The organism is Bradyrhizobium sp. FW305-F6, from assembly GCF_058782905.1.
On the sequence record NZ_JBYSYD010000003.1, the window covers coordinates 801,417 to 819,599 of the forward strand.

Sequence of the window (18,183 nt, forward strand, 5' to 3'; positions counted from 1 at the left end):
ATGGGCGCGGAACGCCCGACCGATCCGTTCAGGCAATGGGCTTAGGAGGAGGCGAGTCGGTGTCGGGGATGATGCCGGCAAGCCGGGGCGCAAGTTGCGGACGCGTCGCCGACATCAGCGCGATTGCCCCGGTCGATGGCGCAGACTGTGATACCGCCAGCGAGAAGCAGCCATGGCAATGATGTCCGCCGATGGCCTTGTGGTCGCTGTGGCCTGTGGCCCCGTCGAGCACCGCGGCGATCTCCGAACCGCCGGCGGGCGTGGTGACGTCGATGTCGTGGGCGCCGTGCAGCGCGCCTGCGAGCAGATAGACGACCGCAATCAGCACGGACAGCAGCCCACGCCAATGGCGTGGACGGCAGGTTTCCGAGGTCTGGCGATTGGCGGGCACGAGGTCACTCTCACTGCGGTCTGCCCGGCCTAGCATGGCGGCGGGAACAGTGTCGACCCGCAACATTGTTACGTCCCTGGAACAATTGCCGCATCAGCATATGCCGCCAGCGCCGCTCACTGGCGGAGAATGGCGCGGCGAAGTGGGGCCATGGCGTCGATCGTCGGGACCGGAGCTTCGCTGCCATCGTCACCTTCCATGGTGACCACCGCGCGACAGCTCGCTTCCATCGCGCGCTCCAGCCATTTGATGGCCTCGTCGATCCATTCGTCGTGGTGCTCGGGATCGGCGAGGGCCTTCTCCCGGAATGCATCGGCCTGATGCAGGCACGCTGTTCTGCGATCCACGCGCCGCTCCAAATCTGGAAGTCTCGCCCCGATCGCATCCTTGATGATCCGGGCTCGCGCGTCGCTAACATATGACAGGCGCGGGCAACGGAAAGGCCCCAGCCAGACGAACCGGCTGAGGCCTCATGGGCTCACGATCTTTATCCCTAGGACTTGAGCGGGTAACCCGCATCTTCCAGGTTCGTTCCAGGCGATCCGCCTAATTTGGAACGTTCCTCATTCGTCGCGATTAGCGAGCTGAAGAAACTGAGGAGGACGGACTATGGACGGACTGATTTACCTGATCGGCTTGATCGTCGTCATCATGGCGATCCTGTCGTTCTTCGGCCTGCGCTGAGAGCGGCGCGATGACCGTTGAAACGCTCATGCGGGAAGAGGTTCTGGAAGACGAGTTCCTGGAGGAGCCCGCTCGGACCATTCAGTGGAGCTCGGTGTTCGCAGGTGCACTCGCGGCGGGCGCAATGTCGTTCATCCTGATCGGCTTTGGCGTCGCCGTCGGCCTCGGTGTCAGTTCGGCCTCGCCGACTTGGCGCGATGCATCGGCTGCGCTGGCGCTCCTTTCCGGGCTTTATCTGATCATCCAGGCGATCGTCAGCTTCGGCTTTGGCGGCTACGTCGCCGGCCGGACAACCCGGCCGGCGCCCGAGCTTGCAACGGTCGAGGATGACGGCGAGCGGCGGGACGGACTGCACGGGCTGATTGCCTGGGCCCTAGCCGTGCTGGCCGGCGCGGCAATGCTCGCGCTGCTCGGGGCTGCCGCGATCGACCGTTCGCCGCTGCGCAGCTCGGCCAGCAATACGTCGGCGGCGGAGCCCTTGTTGAGCTACGAGCTCGACAAGCTTTTCCGCGCACCGCGCCGCGCGCCGAACACGGATCTCAGGGAGGTGCGCGCCGAAGCCGGGCGGATTCTCCTGACGTCGTCCAGCCACAGCGGCGTCAGCGCCGATGATCGAACCTATCTCGTGCAGCAGGTTGCGGCCGTGACGGGCCTCGCGCCACCGGATGCCGAACGGCGAGTCACTGCTTCGATCGCAGACGCCAAGACGGCCATCGACCGCGCGCGGCGCAATTCCATCATCGTGGCGTTCTCGATCGCAGCCGCCACCCTGATCGGCGCCGCGGTAGCCTGGGCCGCCGCCGTCGCCGGCGGGCGCCATCGTGATGGCGCGCCGTTGCCGAACTGGATGGCGAGCTCCAACCGCTTCCATCGCACTCCGCGCGCGATGCCGTTGCCGTAGGTCCCCAAGCAAATGGCCGGGCGCAAGCCCGGCCATCCCTGAAGGGAAGCTCTACGCCTTCTCTTCCCAGATCATCGCGAGGTGCACGATGGTCTGCACCGCCTTTTCCATATCCTGCCGGCTGACCCATTCGAGCCGCGAATGAAAGGCGTGCTCGCCGGCGAAGATGTTGGGACAGGGCAGGCCCATGAAGGACAGGCGCGAGCCGTCGGTGCCGCCGCGGATCGCGGTGCGCATCGGGCGCAGGCCGGCGCGGCGGATCGCCTCGATGGCGTATTCGAGCACGTGCGGGTGACGGTCGATCACCTGCTTCATGTTGCGATACTGCTCCTTGACCTCGAACGTGTAGGTCGAGCGCGGATAGTCCTTCATCACGTCCTTGACGATGTCCTCGAGCAGCGCCTCCTTCTCCTTCAGCCCTTCCTCGGTGAAGTCGCGAACGATGAAGGACAGCGTCGCCTGTTCCAGCGCGCCCTCGATGCCGATCGGATGTAGGAAGCCCTGCTTGCCCGAGGTCGTCTCCGGCGAGCAGCCCTCCTTCGGCAGGCGCTCGACGATGGCGGCGGCGATCTTGATCGCGTGCTCCATCTTGCCCTTGGCGTAGCCGGGATGGGCGCTGACGCCGGTGATGGTGATGGTGGCGCCGTCGGCCGAGAAGGTCTCGTCCTCGACGCAGCCGGCGCTCTCGCCGTCCATGGTGTAGGCGAAATCGGCGCCAAGCTTCTTCAGGTCGACATTGTCGACGCCGCGGCCGATCTCCTCGTCCGGTGTGAACAGGATCTTGATGGTGCCGTGCTTCACGTCAGGATTGTTGATGAAGAAATGCGCGGCATCCATGATCTCGGCGACGCCCGCCTTGTTGTCGGCACCCAATAGCGTCGTGCCGTCGGTGGTGATGATGTCGTTGCCGATCTGGTTCTTCAGCGCGGGGTGCTCGGCAAAGCGGATCACCTGGCTGGTGTCGCCCGGCAGCGTGATGTCGCCGCCGCGATAGTTCTTCCAGACCTGCGGCTTGACGTCCTTGCCGGTGACGTCGGGCGAGGTGTCCATATGCGAGCAGAAGCAGATCACCGGCACCTTCTTGTCGGTATTGCCTGGGATCGTGCCGTAGACATAGCCGTGCTCGTCGAGATGCGCGTCCGCGACGCCCATGGACTTCAGCTCGGCGGCGAGCACGCGGCCGAGATCCTTCTGCTTCTCGGTCGAGGGCGAGCGGGGAGAGTCCGGATCGGACTGGGTGTCGATGGTGACGTAGCGCAGGAAGCGCTCGGTCACGGTATGGGAGAAGGTGAGGGAGGACATTTCTGGTCAAACCGCCGGGTCTTTGGGAAGCACGCGGTATATCAGAAAAGCGGGCCGTGATGCGGCCGTAACGGGGTGGATCAGGCTTAACGAAATGTGAGTTTTAGATCGCGTCCTTCAGCTCCTTGACCGGGCGAAAGGCGACCTTCCTGCTGGCCTTGATGTGGATCGCCTCGCCGGTGGCAGGATTGCGGCCGGTGCGGGCGGCACGCTTGCGGACCTGGAGGATGCCGAGGCCGACGATGCGCACACGGTCGCCCTTCTTCAGGTGCTTGGTGATCAGCTCGACCATGTCGGTCAGGACGGCCTCGGCGCGCTTCTTGGACAGGTCCTGGCTCTCGGCGATGTCGGCTGCGAGATGCTTGAGCGTGATCGTGGCGGGAGCGGTTGCCCTCTTTGCCGAATCCTTCTTGGCCAAATCCTTCTTGGCTGAATCTTTCTTACCCATGTCTGGCCTCCTCAATGACCGGGAAGCCCCCGGAAATGCCGGAAAGCGTGGGGATCCCTCTAAGTCCCGGAAGACGTAGACGATTCGGGCGCGGGCTGACTATGCCGGGGGTTCCCGGCCACTGCGGCAAGGCGCGCAAAGGTGTCAGCAAGCTCAGGCCAACACAGTTCAGGCTAACACTATGAGGGGATTGCCAAAATGGCGCGAGAGACGGGGCTCGAACCCGCGACCTCCGGCGTGACAGGCCGGCGCTCTAACCAACTGAGCTACTCCCGCGTGGTTCGCTCGACGCGCGCGGAACGAGGGGGGACTTAAAGGGGGGACATGGTGAAGTCAAGGACGTTGCGCTGGCCCGGGACGTCCTGGCTAAGCATTGCTCTGGAAAACGAAAAGGCCGCCCGGAGGCGGCCAATGGTGAGCCCGGCAGAGGCCGTCTCAGCGAATCTCGGACGTCCCGGCACTCGTCACCACCACCGGCTTGCCGGCCTTGATCACCTGGGTGGATTGGGCGGTCTGGCTGTAATCGGCGTTGGTGCGGGCTGCGATCCCGAAGCCGGCTACGGCAATGCCGGCCACCAGCGCCACCACCACGATCTTCAGGTGGGTCGCACGATCAGCGGAATGGATTGAGTGGTTCATCTGAGCCTCCCGGCGGACTTTGCCGCCGTCTATGGGCTCTTCTTCTAAGGTCCATCTGTTTCCGGATCGTTTCGCGGGTTCCGCAAAATGGTTTCATCTCCCCGGCCAGCGGGCTTCATTCGGACAGGGCCGATCGGCCCGGTCCGGCGCCTCCGGTCGCCCGATCGCCTTGCGCTAATCGCCGCCAAAAGCGCGCCGATCCTGCAGCAACATGCGGACATGTTCGAGCATTTCTAAGAGTCTTTCTAAGAAGCTTTCAATTAGGGGATTCCCGCGCCCTCACATAAGCGTCGTCGCAAGCGCAGGCCGTCTCGGGACAGGCGGCATGACGCAGCGAACATGCAGTTTTGGGGTGGCGCGTTGAACAGTCTTGGAATGCTGCGGTCGGCCGTGTTGGCGACCGCATCCGCTTTGGTCTTGGTGCCGCAGGCATCGCTGGCCCAGTCATCCGCGCAGAGCGGCGCGCAGAGCCTGCCGGCGGTGACCGTCACCGCGCCGGAAGCGCGCAGACGCGCTGCTGCGACCCCGCAGCGCCGCGTTCCGGGATCGTCGGTGCAGACCGCTGCGAGGAGACAGCCACTGCCGCGGCGCGATCTCGGCTTCGTGGAGACGCCGCGCGGCCCGGTGAACGGCTACGTCGCTGGCCGCAGCTCCTCGGGCACCAAGACCAACACGCCGATCATGGAAACACCGCAGTCCGTGTCGGTGATCGGCGCCGAGCAGATCCGCGACCAGAAGCCGATGAAGCTCGACGAAACCCTGCGCTACACCGCGGGCGTGCGGGCAGGGACGTTCGGTGCCGACACGCGCAACGACTGGTGGCTGATCCGCGGCTTCAAGTCCGACGACATCGGACTGTTCCTCGACGGGATGCAGCTGTTCTACACCTCCTATGCGAGCTGGCGGCTGCCGCCGTCCAACATGGAGCGCGTCGAGGTGCTGCGCGGTCCGTCCGCCGTGCTCTATGGCGGATCGAGCCCGAGCGGCATCGTCAACGTCATCAGCAAGATGCCGCCGGCCGAGCCGATCCGTTATATCGAGACCGGCGTCAATAATTTCGGCAACGCCTATGTCGGCTTTGATGTCGGTGGTCCCGTGGCGACGCAGCCCCAGGACGGCAAGCTGTTCTATCGCGTCGTCGGCGAGGTCAGGAACGGCGGCACGCAGGTCGACTTCACGCCCGACAACAACTACTTCATCGCGCCGTCCTTCACTTGGAAACCGGATGCCGACACGTCCTTCACGGTGCTCGCATCGGCCTCGAAGACCGACACCCGCGGCATCAACTTCCTGCCCTATCAGGGCACGGTGACGAACGCCCCCTTCGGCAAGATTCCGACCAGCTTCTTCGCCGGCGATCCCAGCGTCGACAAATTCACCCGCGAGCAGGAGATGCTCGGTTACCAGTTCGAGCGCCATCTCACCGACGACGTCACGTTCCGGCAGAATGCGCGCTTCGCGCATATCGACCTGACCTATCGCGGCTACATCGGCAACGGCTGGGACAACATCAACACGGCGACGATGGGCCGCTATAACTGGTACGCGAAGAACACGGCGAACCAGGCCAATCTCGACAATCAACTGGAATATCGCTTCAACACGGGGCCGGTGCGGCACACCATGCTGTTCGGGGTGGATCTGAAAGGCTACCAGATCGACGACTACCAGAGCTTCAATTTCGGCACCGTCCCTTCGATCAATGTCTTCAATCCGGTCTATGGCCTCAGCATTCCGCTGACGGGCGCGCCGTTCCGCAACTTCCAGATCACGCAGAAGCAGGCAGGCACTTATCTCCAGGACCAGATGAAGCTTGGCAATTTCATGCTGGTGCTGAGCGGCCGCAATGACTGGGTCGAGACGACGCAGGAGGCGCGGGACACCGGCGCGACCATCGCCAGCCGCGAGGACAGCAAGTTCAGCGGGCGGGCCGGGCTGATCTACAATTTCGACAACGGCATCGCGCCCTACATCTCCTATGCCACGAGCTACAATCCGGTCATCGGCCTCAACGCCACCAACCAGCTCTTTCTCCCGGAGACCGGGCAGCAGACCGAGATCGGCGTGAAGGTCGCGCCGAAGGGTTTCGACGGCTATTTCACCGCCTCCGTGTTCGACCTGAAGCGCCAGAACGTGGCGACGACGGCGGGCACGCCGATCTTGCAGAACCAGACTGGCGAGGTGACCTCGCGCGGCATCGAGCTCGAAGCGGTGGCCAATGCCACCAGGGAACTGAAGCTGATCGGTGCTTTCACCGCCTATGACCTCTTCAACAGCCGGGACCTCGATCCGTCGCTGGTCGGCAAGACGCCGACCAACACGCCGCAACTACTGGTCTCGGGCTGGGCCGACTACACCTTCAAGGACGGGCCGCTCGAAGGGTTCGGCTTCGGCGGAGGCGTGCGCTATGTCGGATCCTCGTGGGCGGACGCCGCCAACACGCTCGAGGTTCCCGCGGTGGTCCTTGGCGATCTCGCGCTCCACTACGAATGGCAGAACTGGCGCACGGCGCTCAACGTCATCAACCTGACCGACAAGATCTACGTCGCGAGCTGCGCGTCGGCTTCCTCCTGCTTCTACGGCGACCGCCGGCGCGTCACCGCCAGCGTCTCCTACAAATGGTGAGGAAAGGGGTGAGGGCGATTCTTTGCTCCGCCCACCGGGCGGCCGCTGACCATCCGCCAGGAGATCGATGAGCTCACGGGCTATGCCCCCCGGCCCAAGCTCATCCGAGCGCGGCGAGCGACCAAACAGATGGCCGCCGCCGCGCTCGCGGCCGCTTGGAGCCTACCGCCGACGCATTCGCCAGACGAGACCCGGCCCCTTCGTGGCGCATGGCTGTTCGAGCGCTCGCGAGCTGTGGATAGGTGTCTCTCGTTGCACCGGTCCTGATCGCAGCAGCCCCCTCGAGGGCGCCTCGGCGGCACGGCTCTGCGGGAGCTTGAGTGAGGATAGAGGGCGGCGGCAGGGCGGCGCCTGCGCGGGTTATTGCCGGGATTGGACGCGCTGCCGCATCAGAAAGGCGCGCCTTTAGCTGTGCGAAGCCTGGCCCGATCACAGCCGAGTGCGTGCGCCGCAATGTGATGACCGCCGGTCCTTCGAGACTGTGACTGGCCTTGCTGCCCCCTGCGATCTGCTCCATACCAGCCACGGGGTGATTCCGGGATTTTCACCGCGCAGGGAGCGGCAAAGGGCCTGAAAAGAGCGTGTCTTGCGCCCATTGGTGCACTGCGCTAAGGCTCAGAACAATTCCAAATCGGACGAATCCGTGGCTGTCTTGAGGCTGCGGGAAAAAGGGCTCGCCAATGAGCGGCATTCTTCAGAACTATCTTCCACTCGTCGTTTTTATCGGGGTCGCGGCCCTCATTGGCCTGGTGTTGCTGATCGCGCCCTTCATCGTGGCGTTTCAGCAGCCCGACCCGGAGAAGCTGTCGGCCTACGAATGCGGTTTCAACGCCTTCGACGACGCCCGCATGAAGTTCGACGTCCGCTTCTATCTGGTTGCCATCCTCTTCATCATCTTCGATCTCGAGGTGGCGTTCCTGTTTCCCTGGGCGGTGGCGTTCGGCAAGCTTGGCGCGACCGGCTTCTGGTCCATGGTGGTGTTTCTCGCCGTGCTGACGGTCGGGTTCGCCTATGAATGGAAAAAGGGAGCACTGGAATGGGATTGAACCCTGCACCGTCCACAGGTCCGGTGATCGCTCCGGCTCCCAAGGGCATCCTGGATCCCTCGACCGGCAAGCCGGTCGGGGCCAGTGATCCGTTCTTTCTCGAGGTCAATTCCGAGCTGTCCGACAAGGGCTTCTTCGTGGCGGCGACCGATGACCTCATCACCTGGGCACGCACCGGCTCCCTGATGTGGATGACCTTCGGCCTGGCCTGCTGCGCGGTAGAGATGATGCAGGTGTCGATGCCGCGCTACGACGTCGAGCGCTTCGGCTTCGCCCCGCGCGCCTCGCCGCGCCAGTCCGACGTGATGATCGTCGCGGGAACGCTGACCAACAAGATGGCGCCGGCGCTGCGCAAGGTCTACGACCAGATGCCGGAGCCGCGCTACGTCATCTCGATGGGCTCCTGCGCCAATGGCGGCGGCTACTACCACTATTCCTACTCGGTCGTGCGCGGCTGCGACCGCATCGTGCCGATCGACATCTACGTGCCGGGCTGCCCGCCCACGGCGGAAGCGCTGCTCTACGGCGTGCTGCTGCTGCAGAAGAAGATCCGCCGCACCGGCACCATCGAACGCTAAGGTTTTACGTCATGGACGACGCCAAGCTCGACGCCCTGGGGCAGACGATCGTGAGCGCGCTTCCGGGCGCCGCCACCGGTCATTCGGTGGCCTTCAACCAGCTGACGGTCGATGTCGAGGTCAGCAAGATCGTCGAGGTGGTCAAGTACCTCCGTGACGATCCGGGCTGCCGCTTCGTCAACTTCACCGACATCACCGCCGTGGACTATCCGGATCGCGAGAAGCGCTTCGACGTGATCTACCACTTCTTGTCACCGACCTTGAACGCGCGGATCCGGCTGAAGGCCCAGGCCGACGAGGCCACGCAGGTGCCGTCACTGATCGAAATCTTCCCGGGCGCCGACTGGTTCGAGCGCGAGGCCTACGATCTCTACGGCGTGTTCTTCGTCGGTCATCCCGACATGCGCCGAATCCTCACCGACTACGGTTTCGAGGGCCATCCGCTGCGCAAGGATTTCCCGCTCACCGGCTTCGTCGAAGTCCGCTACGACGACCAGGAGAAGCGGGTGGTGTACGAGCCTGTTAGGCTCAACCAGGAATTCCGCAAGTTCGATTTCCTTTCGCCGTGGGAAGGAGCGGACTATCCGCTGCCGGGCGATGAGAAGGCGGGACCGAAGGCCTGATCATGAACGAGCAACCTGAAAATCTGCGCAACTTCACCATCAACTTTGGACCGCAGCATCCGGCGGCCCACGGTGTGTTGCGTCTCGTGCTCGAACTGGATGGCGAAGTCGTCGCCCGCGTTGACCCCCATATCGGGCTGCTTCACCGCGGCACCGAGAAGCTGATCGAGCAGAAGACCTATCTTCAGGCGATCCCTTATTTCGACCGGCTCGACTACGTCGCGCCGATGAACCAGGAGCACGCCTTCTGCCTCGCGGCCGAGAAGCTGCTCGGCATCGAGGTGCCGCGCCGCGGCCAGCTGATCCGCGTGCTCTATTGCGAGATCGGCCGCATCCTCTCGCATCTGCTCAACGTCACCACGCAGGCGATGGACGTCGGCGCGCTGACCCCGCCGCTGTGGGGCTTCGAAGAGCGCGAGAAGCTGATGGTGTTCTACGAGCGGGCCTCGGGCAGCCGCATGCACGCGGCCTACTTCCGTGTCGGCGGCGTGCATCAGGACCTGCCGCAGAAGCTGGTCGACGACATCGAGGCCTGGTGCGATCCATTCCTCAAGGTGGTCGACGACCTCGACCGGCTGCTGACCGCCAACCGCATCTTCAAGCAGCGCAACGTCGACATCGGCGTGGTGCCGCTGAAGGAAGCCTGGGAATGGGGTTTCTCCGGCGTGATGGTGCGCGGCTCGGGCGCGGCCTGGGACCTGCGCAAGTCGCAGCCCTACGAATGCTACGCCGAGATGGATTTCGACATTCCGATCGGCAAGAACGGCGACTGCTACGACCGCTATCTGATCCGCATGGAAGAGATGCGCCAGTCGGTGCGCATCATGAAGCAGTGCATCCAGAAGCTGAACGCGCCTGAGGGCAAGGGTCCGGTCGTCGTCGAGGACAACAAGGTCGCTCCGCCGCGCCGCGGCGAGATGAAGCGCTCGATGGAGGCCTTGATCCATCACTTCAAGCTCTACACCGAGGGCGTCCACGTGCCGGCCGGCGAGGTCTATGCCGCGGTCGAGGCGCCCAAGGGCGAGTTTGGCGTCTATCTCGTCGCCGACGGCACCAACAAGCCCTACAAGTGCAAGATCCGCGCGCCGGGCTTTGCCCATCTGCAGGCCATGGACCACATCTGCCGCGGCCATCTGCTCGCCGACGTCTCGGCGATCCTCGGCTCGCTCGACATCGTGTTCGGAGAGGTCGATCGGTGATGGGGCAGCAGGCGCCGATCCAGTTTGACCGCGCCTCGGGGGCCCTTGAAGGGGCCAACCTGTGGGAGCGGACGGCTGCCTTGGCGCTGGTGACGGGATCGAAGATCTCCTCGCACTTCTCGCATATGGGCTACATCGCCTGCGCCAATTTGCTGCGCAAGACGCTGCCCGAGCGCAACATCGCGATCAGGCTCAATCCCGATGCCGTGTTCGAATTCCCTTACGGCGACGGCTATTGGAGCAAGCTGCTCAACCGCTCCTACAATTACGAGGACGAGCTCGAGCTCTTGTTCGCCAACTCCGTCGACGTCGACTACACGCTGCTCGATTGCGGTGCCAATTACGGCTATTGGTCGGTGCTGGTCTCGAGCAAGCCGTTCGGCGCGCACAAGGCGATCGCGATCGAGCCGTCTGGGCAGAACTATCCGAAGCTCGCCAACAATGCCCGCGTCAACGCTGGCCGCTTCGAGACCATGAAGTGCGCGATCGGTGCGGCCCGCGGCACCGCGCGGCTCTCGGGCACCAAGCACGAGGCCTTCAGCATCGCCGGCGACCCCTCCGATGGCGGGGAAGAAGTGCCGGTCATCGCGCTCGACAATCTGATCGACGACGGCAAGGTCGCGAGCACCGGCAAGTACCTGATCAAGCTCGACGTCGAAGGCGTCGAGATCGAGGCGATCAAGGGCGGCGCCCGGCTGCTGCAGGCCGACAGCGTCATCATGTGCGAGGAGCACGGCAGCGACCGCTCGCACGCGGTGTCGCGCTACATTCTCGAACAGACCCCGCTGAAGCTGATCGTGTTCGATCCGCGCAGCAATCGGATGGAGACCGTGACCGAGCTGTCGATCCTCGATCGCATCAAGGTCTCGACCCATGTCGGCTACAACGTTTTCGGCACCGCAAGCGCATTCTGGCAGGACAGGATCGAAGCCCTCAATGCGAAAACCGCGCGCCGTATGCAGTGAGAGATTGAAGCTATGTCCGTTCGCCGATTAGCACCGAAGGAAGTTCAGCCCGCGAGCTTTGCGTTCAGCGAGGAGAACCTCGCGTTCGCCAGGCAGCAGATCGCGAAATATCCGGCCGGACGCCAGGCTTCCGCCGTCATCGCCATCCTCTGGCGCGCGCAGGAGCAGCACGATGGCTGGGTTCCGGAAGCTGCCATCCGCGTCATCGCCGACATGCTGGACATGCCCTATATCCGCGTGCTGGAAGTCGCGACCTTCTACACCATGTTCCAGCTCGCCCCCGTCGGCAAGAAGGCGCATGTCCAGGTCTGCGGCACGACGCCGTGCCGCCTGCGCGGCGCCGAGGATCTGATCCACGTCTGCGAGCACCGCATCCATCACGATCCCTTCCATTTGTCCAAGGACGGCAATTTCAGCTGGGAAGAGGTCGAGTGCCTCGGCGCCTGCGTGAACGCGCCGATGGTGATGATCGGCAAGGACACCTATGAGGATCTGACCAAGGAAAGCTTCGGCAAGGTGCTCGACGGTTTTGCGTCGGGCAATCCGCCCAAGCCCGGTCCGCAGAACGGCCGCCAGTTCTCGGCGCCAATCACCGGCCCGACCACACTCAAGGAGGTCACTTGATGCGTGATCTCGTCGTAACCGGAGGGACCGCGGCCGTGAAGAAATGGGGCTTCGTCGCCATGCACGCCGCGATCGCGGCTGCCTTTATGTTCCTGCTGCAGCGTTACTTCATGAACGCCTCGCAGGAGACCAGTCTGCTCTGGGCGCTGTTCTTCGCCGTCTGCGCCGCCGGACTTGCCTACAAGCAGTCCATTCGTTGATCGGAAAGCACTGATATGCTCGAGGACAAGGATCGCATCTTCAAGAACCTCTACGGCCTCCATGATTGGGGGCTGGAGGGTGCGCGGCGCCGCGGCGCCTGGGACGGCACCAAGAATATCATCGACAAGGGCCGCGACTGGATCATCAACGAGATGAAGGCTTCGGGTCTGCGCGGCCGCGGCGGCGCCGGCTTCCCGACAGGCCTGAAATGGTCCTTCATGCCGAAGGAGTCCACCGACGGCCGGCCCAGCTATCTCGTCGTCAACGCCGACGAGTCCGAGCCTGGCACCTGCAAGGACCGCGAGATCATGCGGCATGATCCGCATCTGTTGGTCGAGGGCTGCCTGATCGCGAGCTTCGCGATGAACGCGCATGCCTGCTACATCTATGTCCGCGGCGAGTTCATCCGCGAGCGCGAGCGCCTGCAGGCCGCGATCGATCAGGCGTACGAGGCCAAGCTGGTCGGCAAGGACAATCTCAACGGCTGGCCGTTCGACGTCTATGTCGCGCACGGCGCCGGCGCCTATATCTGCGGCGAGGAGACCGCGCTGCTCGAAAGCCTCGAAGGCAAGAAGGGGCAGCCGCGCCTGAAGCCGCCGTTCCCGGCCAATGTCGGCCTGTTCGGCTGCCCGACCACCGTCAACAACGTCGAATCCATCGCTGTCGCGCCCGACATCCTGCGCCGCGGCGCGGCCTGGTTCGCCGGCATCGGCCGTCCGAACAATGTCGGCACCAAACTCTTCTGCATCTCCGGCCATGTCGAGCGGCCCTGCAACGTCGAAGAGGCCATGGGCATCCCGTTCCGCGAGCTGATCGAGAAGCATTGCGGCGGCATTCGCGGCGGCTGGGACAATCTCAAGGCCGTGATCCCCGGCGGCTCGTCGGTACGCATGGTGCCGGCCGAGCAGATCATCGACACCCCGATGGATTTCGACAGCTTGAGCAAGCTGCGCTCGGGCCTCGGCACCGCGGCCGTAATCGTGATGGACAAGTCGACCGACCTGATCCGCGCCATCGCCCGCATCTCCTATTTCTACAAGCATGAGAGCTGCGGCCAGTGCACGCCGTGCCGCGAAGGCACGGGGTGGATGTGGCGCGTCCTGACCCGCATGGCCGAGGGCCGCGCCCACAAGCGCGAGATCGACATGCTGCTGGAAGTCACCAAGCAGATCGAGGGTCACACCATCTGCGCGCTCGGCGACGCCGCCGCCTGGCCGATCCAGGGCCTTATCACGCATTTCCGTCACGAGATCGAAGCGCGCATCGACCAGTATTCGCACAAGGCCGATGTCGACGATATCGGCGTCCGCGATCCCGTGAACATGGTCGCGGCGGAGTAAGAGACATGACCAAGCTCATCATCGACGGCAAAGAGATCGATGTCCCCGCCGAGTACACGCTGCTTCAGGCGTGCGAGGCGGCCGGCGCCGAGATTCCGCGCTTCTGCTATCACGAGCGGCTGTCGATCGCCGGCAATTGCCGGATGTGCCTCGTCGAGGTGAAGGGCGGCCCGAAGCCGGTCGCGAGCTGCGCCTGGGGCGTGCGCGACTGCCGTCCGGGCCCCAAGGGCGAACCGCCGGAGATCTCGACGCGTTCGCCGATGGTGAAGAAGGCGCGCGAAGGCGTGATGGAATTCCTTCTGATCAACCATCCCCTGGACTGTCCGATCTGCGACCAGGGCGGCGAGTGCGACCTGCAGGACCAGGCGATGGGCTACGGCGTCGACACCAGCCGCTTCGCCGAGAACAAGCGCGCAGTCGAGGACAAATATCTCGGCGCGCTGGTCAAGACCTCGATGAACCGCTGCATCCAGTGCACGCGCTGCGTCCGCTTCTCGGCGGAAGTCGCCGGCGCGCCGGAGATGGGCGCCACCGGCCGCGGTGAGGACATGGAGATCACGACCTATCTCGAGCACGCGCTGAGCTCGGAATTGCAGGGCAATCTCGTCGATATCTGCCCGGTCGGCGCGCTGACCTCGAAGCCCTATGCGTTCGCGGCGCGCCCGTGGGAGCTCGGCAAGACCCAGTCGATCGACGTCATGGACGGCCTCGGCTCGGCCATCCGCGTCGATACCCGCGGCCGCGAGGTGATGCGCATCCTGCCGCGCATCAACGAGGCCGTGAACGAGGAGTGGATCTCGGACAAGACCCGGCACGTCGTCGACGGCCTGCGCACCCAGCGGCTCGACCGTCCCTACATCCGCGAGGCCGGCAAGCTGCGCGCGGCAAGCTGGCAGGAGGCCTTTGCCGCGATCGCCGCCAAGGCGGCGCGCACCGACGGCAAGCGCATCGGCGCCATCGCCGGCGACCTTGCCGGTGTCGAGGAGATGTTCGCGCTGAAGGACCTGCTCGCCAGGTTCGGCTCGGCCAATCTGGCCGTGCAGGGCGGCGACGCCTTCGATCCCGCGCTCGGCCGCGGCTCCTACATCTTCAACCCGACGCTGGCCGGCGTCGAGCAGGCAGATGCGCTCCTCATCATCGGCGCCAACCCGCGCAAAGAGGCGGCCGTGTTCAACGCCCGCATCCGCAAGCGCTGGCGCGCGGGCGGCTTCAAGGTCGGCGTGATCGGCCCCAGGCCCGACCTGACCTACGATTACGACCACCTCGGCGCGGGCACCGATACCCTCGGCGAGCTCGCCGCCGGCAAGCACTCCTTTATGGACGTGCTGAAGAGCGCCAAGAACCCCATCATCCTGGTCGGCGCCGCTGCTGCCGCGCGTCATGACGGCGCGGCGATCCTCGCCGCAGCCGCCAAGCTGGCGCTCGATGTGGGCGCAGTGAAGGACGGCTGGACCGGCTTTGGCGTGCTGCACGAGACCGCCTCGCGCGTCGGTGCGCTCGATATCGGCTTTGCCGCGACCGGAGGCGGCCTGAACGCCGCGCAGATGACGACCTTTGGCACGCTGGACCTTTTGTTCCTGCTCGGGGCCGACGAGATCAACGCGCCCGATGGCACCTTCGTCGTCTATATCGGCACCCATGGCGACCGCGGCGCGCACCGCGCCGACGTGATCCTGCCGGCGGCGGCCTATACCGAGAAGTCGGCAATCTACGTCAACACCGAAGGCCGCGTGCAGATGACCGGCCGCGCCGCGTTTCCGCCGGGCGAAGCCCGCGAGGATTGGGCGATCATCCGCGCATTGTCCGAGGCGGTCGGCAAGAAGCTCGGCTATGACTCGCTTCAAGCCCTCCGCCAGGCGATCTTCAAGGCCGTGCCGCATCTGATCCGTCTCGACCAGATCGAGGCCGGCTCCGCCGACCAGATCAAGAAGCTGGCAGGCAAGGGCGGCTCGCCCGAAAAGGCGCCGTTCAAGCCGCTGGTCGAGGACTTCTATCTGACCAACCCAATCGCGCGTGCATCCGCCGTGATGGCGGAATGCTCGCGCCTCGCCTCCGGGCACATGCTGACCGCAGCGGAGTGAGCGTGATCTGATGGAATTCTTCGAAAGTGCATTCTGGACCGGATTTCTCTGGCCGCTGATCATCATGGTCGCGCAGAGCGTCCTCGTGCTCGTCGTCCTCTTGGTCGCGATCGCCTATATACTGCTCGCCGACCGCAAGATCTGGGCGGCGGTGCAGATCCGGCGCGGCCCCAACGTCGTCGGCCCCTGGGGCCTGCTGCAATCCTTCGCGGACCTGCTCAAGTTCGTGCTGAAGGAGCCGATCATCCCGGCCGGCGCCAACAAGGGCGTGTTTCTTCTCGCTCCCCTGGTCTCGTGCGTGCTCGCGCTCGCCGCCTGGGCCGTGATCCCGACCAATCTCGGCTGGGTGATCGCCGACATCAATGTCGGCGTCCTCTTCATCTTCGCGATCTCGTCGCTGTCGATCTACGGCATCATCATGGCCGGCTGGTCGTCGAACTCGAAATATCCGTTCCTGGCGGCGCTGCGCTCGGCGGCGCAGATGGTGTCCTACGAAGTCTCGATCGGGTTCGTCATCATCACCGTGCTGCTCTGTGCCGGCACTCTGAATCTGACCGCCGTGGTCGAGGCCCAGCACACCCGCGGCCTTGCCAGCCTGATCGGGTTGCCGCAGCTGACGATCCTGAACTGGTACGTCTGGCCGCTGTTCCCGATGTTCGTGGTGTTCTACGTCTCGGCGCTGGCGGAAACCAACCGTCCGCCCTTCGACCTCGTCGAAGCCGAATCCGAGCTCGTGGCCGGCTTCATGGTGGAGTACGGCTCGACGCCGTACCTGTTGTTCATGCTCGGCGAGTATGTCGCGATCGTCACGATGTGCGCGCTGGCCACTATCCTGTTTCTCGGAGGCTGGCTGCCGCCGGTGGACCTGCCGCCCTTCAACTGGGTGCCGGGGATCATCTGGTTCTCGCTGAAACTGTTCTTCATGTTCTTCCTGTTCGCGATGGCAAAGGCGATCGTGCCGCGCTACCGCTACGACCAACTGATGCGCCTCGGCTGGAAGGTGTTCCTGCCGCTGTCGCTGGTGATGGTGATCGTGGTGGCCGGCGTGCTGCACTTCGCCGGCATCGCGCCGAAGTGAGGGCCGTCATGGGTATCAATATCAACGCCACTGCACGCTCGCTTCTGCTGTCGGAATTCGTCTCGGCGTTCTTCCTCGCCATGCGTTACTTCTTCCAGCCGAAGCCGACGCTGAACTATCCGTTCGAGAAGGGCCCGATCTCGCCGCGCTTCCGCGGCGAGCACGCGCTGCGCCGCTATCCGAACGGCGAGGAGCGCTGCATCGCCTGCAAGCTGTGCGAGGCGGTCTGCCCTGCGCAGGCCATCACCATCGAGGCCGGCCCGCGCCGCAACGACGGCACGCGCCGCACGGTGCGCTACGACATCGACATGGTGAAGTGCATCTATTGCGGCCTCTGCCAGGAGGCCTGTCCGGTCGACGCCATCGTCGAAGGTCCGAACTTCGAGTTCGCGACCGAGACCCGCGAGGAGCTCTACTATGACAAGGCCAAGCTGCTCGCCAACGGCGACCGCTGGGAACGCGAGATCGCGAAAGCGATCGAGCTCGACGCGCCGTACCGGTGAGGTGAGGGCATGATCCTTCCCGCGCTGTTCTTCTATCTGTTCGCCGGCGTCTGCGTCGCCTCGGCGGTGATGGTGATTGTCTCGCGCAATCCCGTGCACTCCGTGCTGTACCTGATCCTGGCCTTCGTCAACGCCTCCGGCCTGTTCGTGCTGATGGGCGCCGAATTCCTCGGCATGATGCTGATCGTCGTCTATGTCGGCGCCGTGGCCGTGCTGTTCCTGTTCGTCATCATGATGCTCGACGTCGACTTCCTCGAGCTGCGCGAGGGCTTCATCGAGTACCTGCCGGTCGGCCTCGTGATCGGCGGCATCTTCCTGTTCGAGCTGCTGCTCACCGTCGGCTTCTGGGTGATCAATCCCGGCGTTTCCAAGACGATCACGGCGGCGATTCCGGCCGACGTCTCCAACACCGAGGCGCTCGGGCTCGTGCTCTATACCAAGTACATCCACTACTTCCAGCTCTCGGGCATGGTGCTCCTGGTCGCCATGATCGGCGCCATCGTGCTGACGCTGCGCCACAAGGCGAGCGTGAAGCGGCAGGACATCAACGTTCAGAACGCGCGCACCCCCGAAATGGCGATGGCGATGCGCAAGGTGGCGCCGGGGCAGGGGCTCTCGGATGCCGATGCGGCGGAGTGGGTGAAATGACGATCGGGCTCGGACATTATCTGGCGGTCGGCGCGATCCTGTTCACGCTCGGCATCCTCGGCATCTTCCTGAACCGCAAGAACATCATCGTCATCCTGATGTCGATCGAGCTGATCCTGCTCTCGGTCAACATCAACCTCGTGGCCTTCTCGACCTTCCTCGGCGACATCGTCGGCCAGGTCTTCGCGCTGCTGGTGCTCACCGTCGCGGCCGCCGAAGCCGCGATCGGTCTCGCCATCCTGGTGGTCTATTTCCGCAACCGCGGCTCGATCGCGGTTGAGGACGTCAATCTGATGAAGGGCTGAGC

The 18,183-nt window shown here is 64.4% G+C and carries 20 protein-coding genes and 1 tRNA gene; 15 read left to right on the forward strand and 6 right to left on the reverse strand.

The window, feature by feature from the left end; all coding sequences use genetic code 11:
* Nucleotides 1–28 precede the first annotated feature (28 nt).
* Entirely contained in the window at nucleotides 29–391 is a 363-nt protein-coding gene (locus AC3WLX_RS24180) for a hypothetical protein (RefSeq protein ID WP_492337848.1), read from the reverse strand.
* 116 nt (nucleotides 392–507) lie between these two features.
* Nucleotides 508–738, reverse strand: a complete 231-nt coding sequence (locus tag AC3WLX_RS24185) for a hypothetical protein (protein WP_492337849.1) — start codon at nucleotides 736–738, stop codon at nucleotides 508–510.
* 347 nt (nucleotides 739–1,085) lie between these two features.
* Between AC3WLX_RS24185 and AC3WLX_RS24190 the strand changes: the two genes are divergently transcribed.
* Nucleotides 1,086–1,976, forward strand: a complete 891-nt coding sequence (locus AC3WLX_RS24190; RefSeq protein WP_492337850.1) for a hypothetical protein — start codon at nucleotides 1,086–1,088, stop codon at nucleotides 1,974–1,976.
* Nucleotides 1,977–2,027: 51 nt separating this feature from the next.
* On the opposite strand, the gene pepT is transcribed toward AC3WLX_RS24190, so the two are convergent.
* The 4 genes from pepT to AC3WLX_RS24210 form a co-directional block, all read right to left on the reverse strand.
* Nucleotides 2,028–3,278, reverse strand: a complete 1,251-nt coding sequence (gene pepT / locus AC3WLX_RS24195; protein ID WP_492337851.1) for a peptidase T — start codon at nucleotides 3,276–3,278, stop codon at nucleotides 2,028–2,030.
* Nucleotides 3,279–3,381: 103 nt separating this feature from the next.
* Nucleotides 3,382–3,726 (reverse strand): HU family DNA-binding protein, encoded by a 345-nt coding sequence (locus tag AC3WLX_RS24200; protein ID WP_492337852.1) that lies wholly within the window; start codon nucleotides 3,724–3,726, stop codon nucleotides 3,382–3,384.
* 199 nt (nucleotides 3,727–3,925) lie between these two features.
* Nucleotides 3,926–4,002: transfer RNA gene (locus AC3WLX_RS24205), tRNA-Asp, on the reverse strand.
* A 159-nt stretch (nucleotides 4,003–4,161) separates the two neighbouring features.
* Nucleotides 4,162–4,365, reverse strand: coding sequence for a hypothetical protein (locus AC3WLX_RS24210; protein ID WP_025036625.1), 204 nt, complete (start codon nucleotides 4,363–4,365; stop codon nucleotides 4,162–4,164).
* 375 nt (nucleotides 4,366–4,740) lie between these two features.
* Between AC3WLX_RS24210 and AC3WLX_RS24215 the strand changes: the two genes are divergently transcribed.
* The 14 genes from AC3WLX_RS24215 (at nucleotide 4,741) to nuoK (ending at nucleotide 18,181) form a co-directional block, all read left to right on the forward strand.
* On the forward strand, nucleotides 4,741–6,990 hold the full coding sequence (locus AC3WLX_RS24215; protein WP_492337853.1) for a TonB-dependent siderophore receptor: 2,250 nt from the start codon (nucleotides 4,741–4,743) through the stop codon (nucleotides 6,988–6,990).
* Nucleotides 6,991–7,670: 680 nt separating this feature from the next.
* On the forward strand, nucleotides 7,671–8,036 hold the full coding sequence (locus AC3WLX_RS24220) for an NADH-quinone oxidoreductase subunit A (protein ID WP_008547797.1): 366 nt from the start codon (nucleotides 7,671–7,673) through the stop codon (nucleotides 8,034–8,036).
* Nucleotides 8,033–8,614 carry a NuoB/complex I 20 kDa subunit family protein gene (locus AC3WLX_RS24225; RefSeq protein WP_492337916.1) on the forward strand — a complete coding sequence of 194 codons (582 nt, stop codon included), beginning with the start codon at nucleotides 8,033–8,035 and terminating at the stop codon, nucleotides 8,612–8,614. The genes AC3WLX_RS24220 and AC3WLX_RS24225 overlap by 4 nt, the downstream gene beginning before the upstream one ends.
* An 11-nt stretch (nucleotides 8,615–8,625) precedes the next feature.
* Nucleotides 8,626–9,237 (forward strand): NADH-quinone oxidoreductase subunit C, encoded by a 612-nt coding sequence (locus AC3WLX_RS24230; RefSeq protein ID WP_291629202.1) that lies wholly within the window; start codon nucleotides 8,626–8,628, stop codon nucleotides 9,235–9,237.
* A gap of 2 nt (nucleotides 9,238–9,239) precedes the next feature.
* Complete coding sequence (locus AC3WLX_RS24235) at nucleotides 9,240–10,436, forward strand: NADH-quinone oxidoreductase subunit D (protein WP_492337854.1); 1,197 nt, start codon at nucleotides 9,240–9,242, stop codon at nucleotides 10,434–10,436.
* Nucleotides 10,436–11,401, forward strand: coding sequence for an FkbM family methyltransferase (locus AC3WLX_RS24240; RefSeq protein WP_492337917.1), 966 nt, complete (start codon nucleotides 10,436–10,438; stop codon nucleotides 11,399–11,401). Before AC3WLX_RS24235 ends, AC3WLX_RS24240 begins: the two co-directional genes overlap by 1 nt.
* A 12-nt stretch (nucleotides 11,402–11,413) precedes the next feature.
* Nucleotides 11,414–12,025: an NADH-quinone oxidoreductase subunit NuoE gene (nuoE, locus tag AC3WLX_RS24245; RefSeq protein WP_291627416.1), complete on the forward strand. Its 612-nt coding sequence runs from the start codon at nucleotides 11,414–11,416 to the stop codon at nucleotides 12,023–12,025.
* Complete coding sequence (locus AC3WLX_RS24250) at nucleotides 12,025–12,225, forward strand: hypothetical protein (RefSeq protein WP_050991808.1); 201 nt, start codon at nucleotides 12,025–12,027, stop codon at nucleotides 12,223–12,225. The genes nuoE and AC3WLX_RS24250 overlap by 1 nt, the downstream gene beginning before the upstream one ends.
* Before the next feature lie 15 nt (nucleotides 12,226–12,240).
* On the forward strand, nucleotides 12,241–13,566 hold the full coding sequence (nuoF, locus tag AC3WLX_RS24255) for an NADH-quinone oxidoreductase subunit NuoF (protein ID WP_492337855.1): 1,326 nt from the start codon (nucleotides 12,241–12,243) through the stop codon (nucleotides 13,564–13,566).
* Nucleotides 13,567–13,571: 5 nt separating this feature from the next.
* Nucleotides 13,572–15,647 (forward strand): NADH-quinone oxidoreductase subunit NuoG, encoded by a 2,076-nt coding sequence (gene nuoG / locus AC3WLX_RS24260; protein ID WP_492337856.1) that lies wholly within the window; start codon nucleotides 13,572–13,574, stop codon nucleotides 15,645–15,647.
* A gap of 10 nt (nucleotides 15,648–15,657) precedes the next feature.
* Nucleotides 15,658–16,725 carry an NADH-quinone oxidoreductase subunit NuoH gene (gene nuoH / locus AC3WLX_RS24265; protein ID WP_492337857.1) on the forward strand — a complete coding sequence of 356 codons (1,068 nt, stop codon included), beginning with the start codon at nucleotides 15,658–15,660 and terminating at the stop codon, nucleotides 16,723–16,725.
* Nucleotides 16,726–16,739: 14 nt separating this feature from the next.
* Complete coding sequence (nuoI, locus tag AC3WLX_RS24270; protein WP_024341235.1) at nucleotides 16,740–17,228, forward strand: NADH-quinone oxidoreductase subunit NuoI; 489 nt, start codon at nucleotides 16,740–16,742, stop codon at nucleotides 17,226–17,228.
* 9 nt (nucleotides 17,229–17,237) lie between these two features.
* Nucleotides 17,238–17,876 (forward strand): NADH-quinone oxidoreductase subunit J, encoded by a 639-nt coding sequence (locus AC3WLX_RS24275; protein WP_492337858.1) that lies wholly within the window; start codon nucleotides 17,238–17,240, stop codon nucleotides 17,874–17,876.
* Nucleotides 17,873–18,181, forward strand: a complete 309-nt coding sequence (gene nuoK / locus AC3WLX_RS24280) for an NADH-quinone oxidoreductase subunit NuoK (protein ID WP_008547737.1) — start codon at nucleotides 17,873–17,875, stop codon at nucleotides 18,179–18,181. The genes AC3WLX_RS24275 and nuoK overlap by 4 nt, the downstream gene beginning before the upstream one ends.
* Nucleotides 18,182–18,183 lie beyond the last annotated feature (2 nt).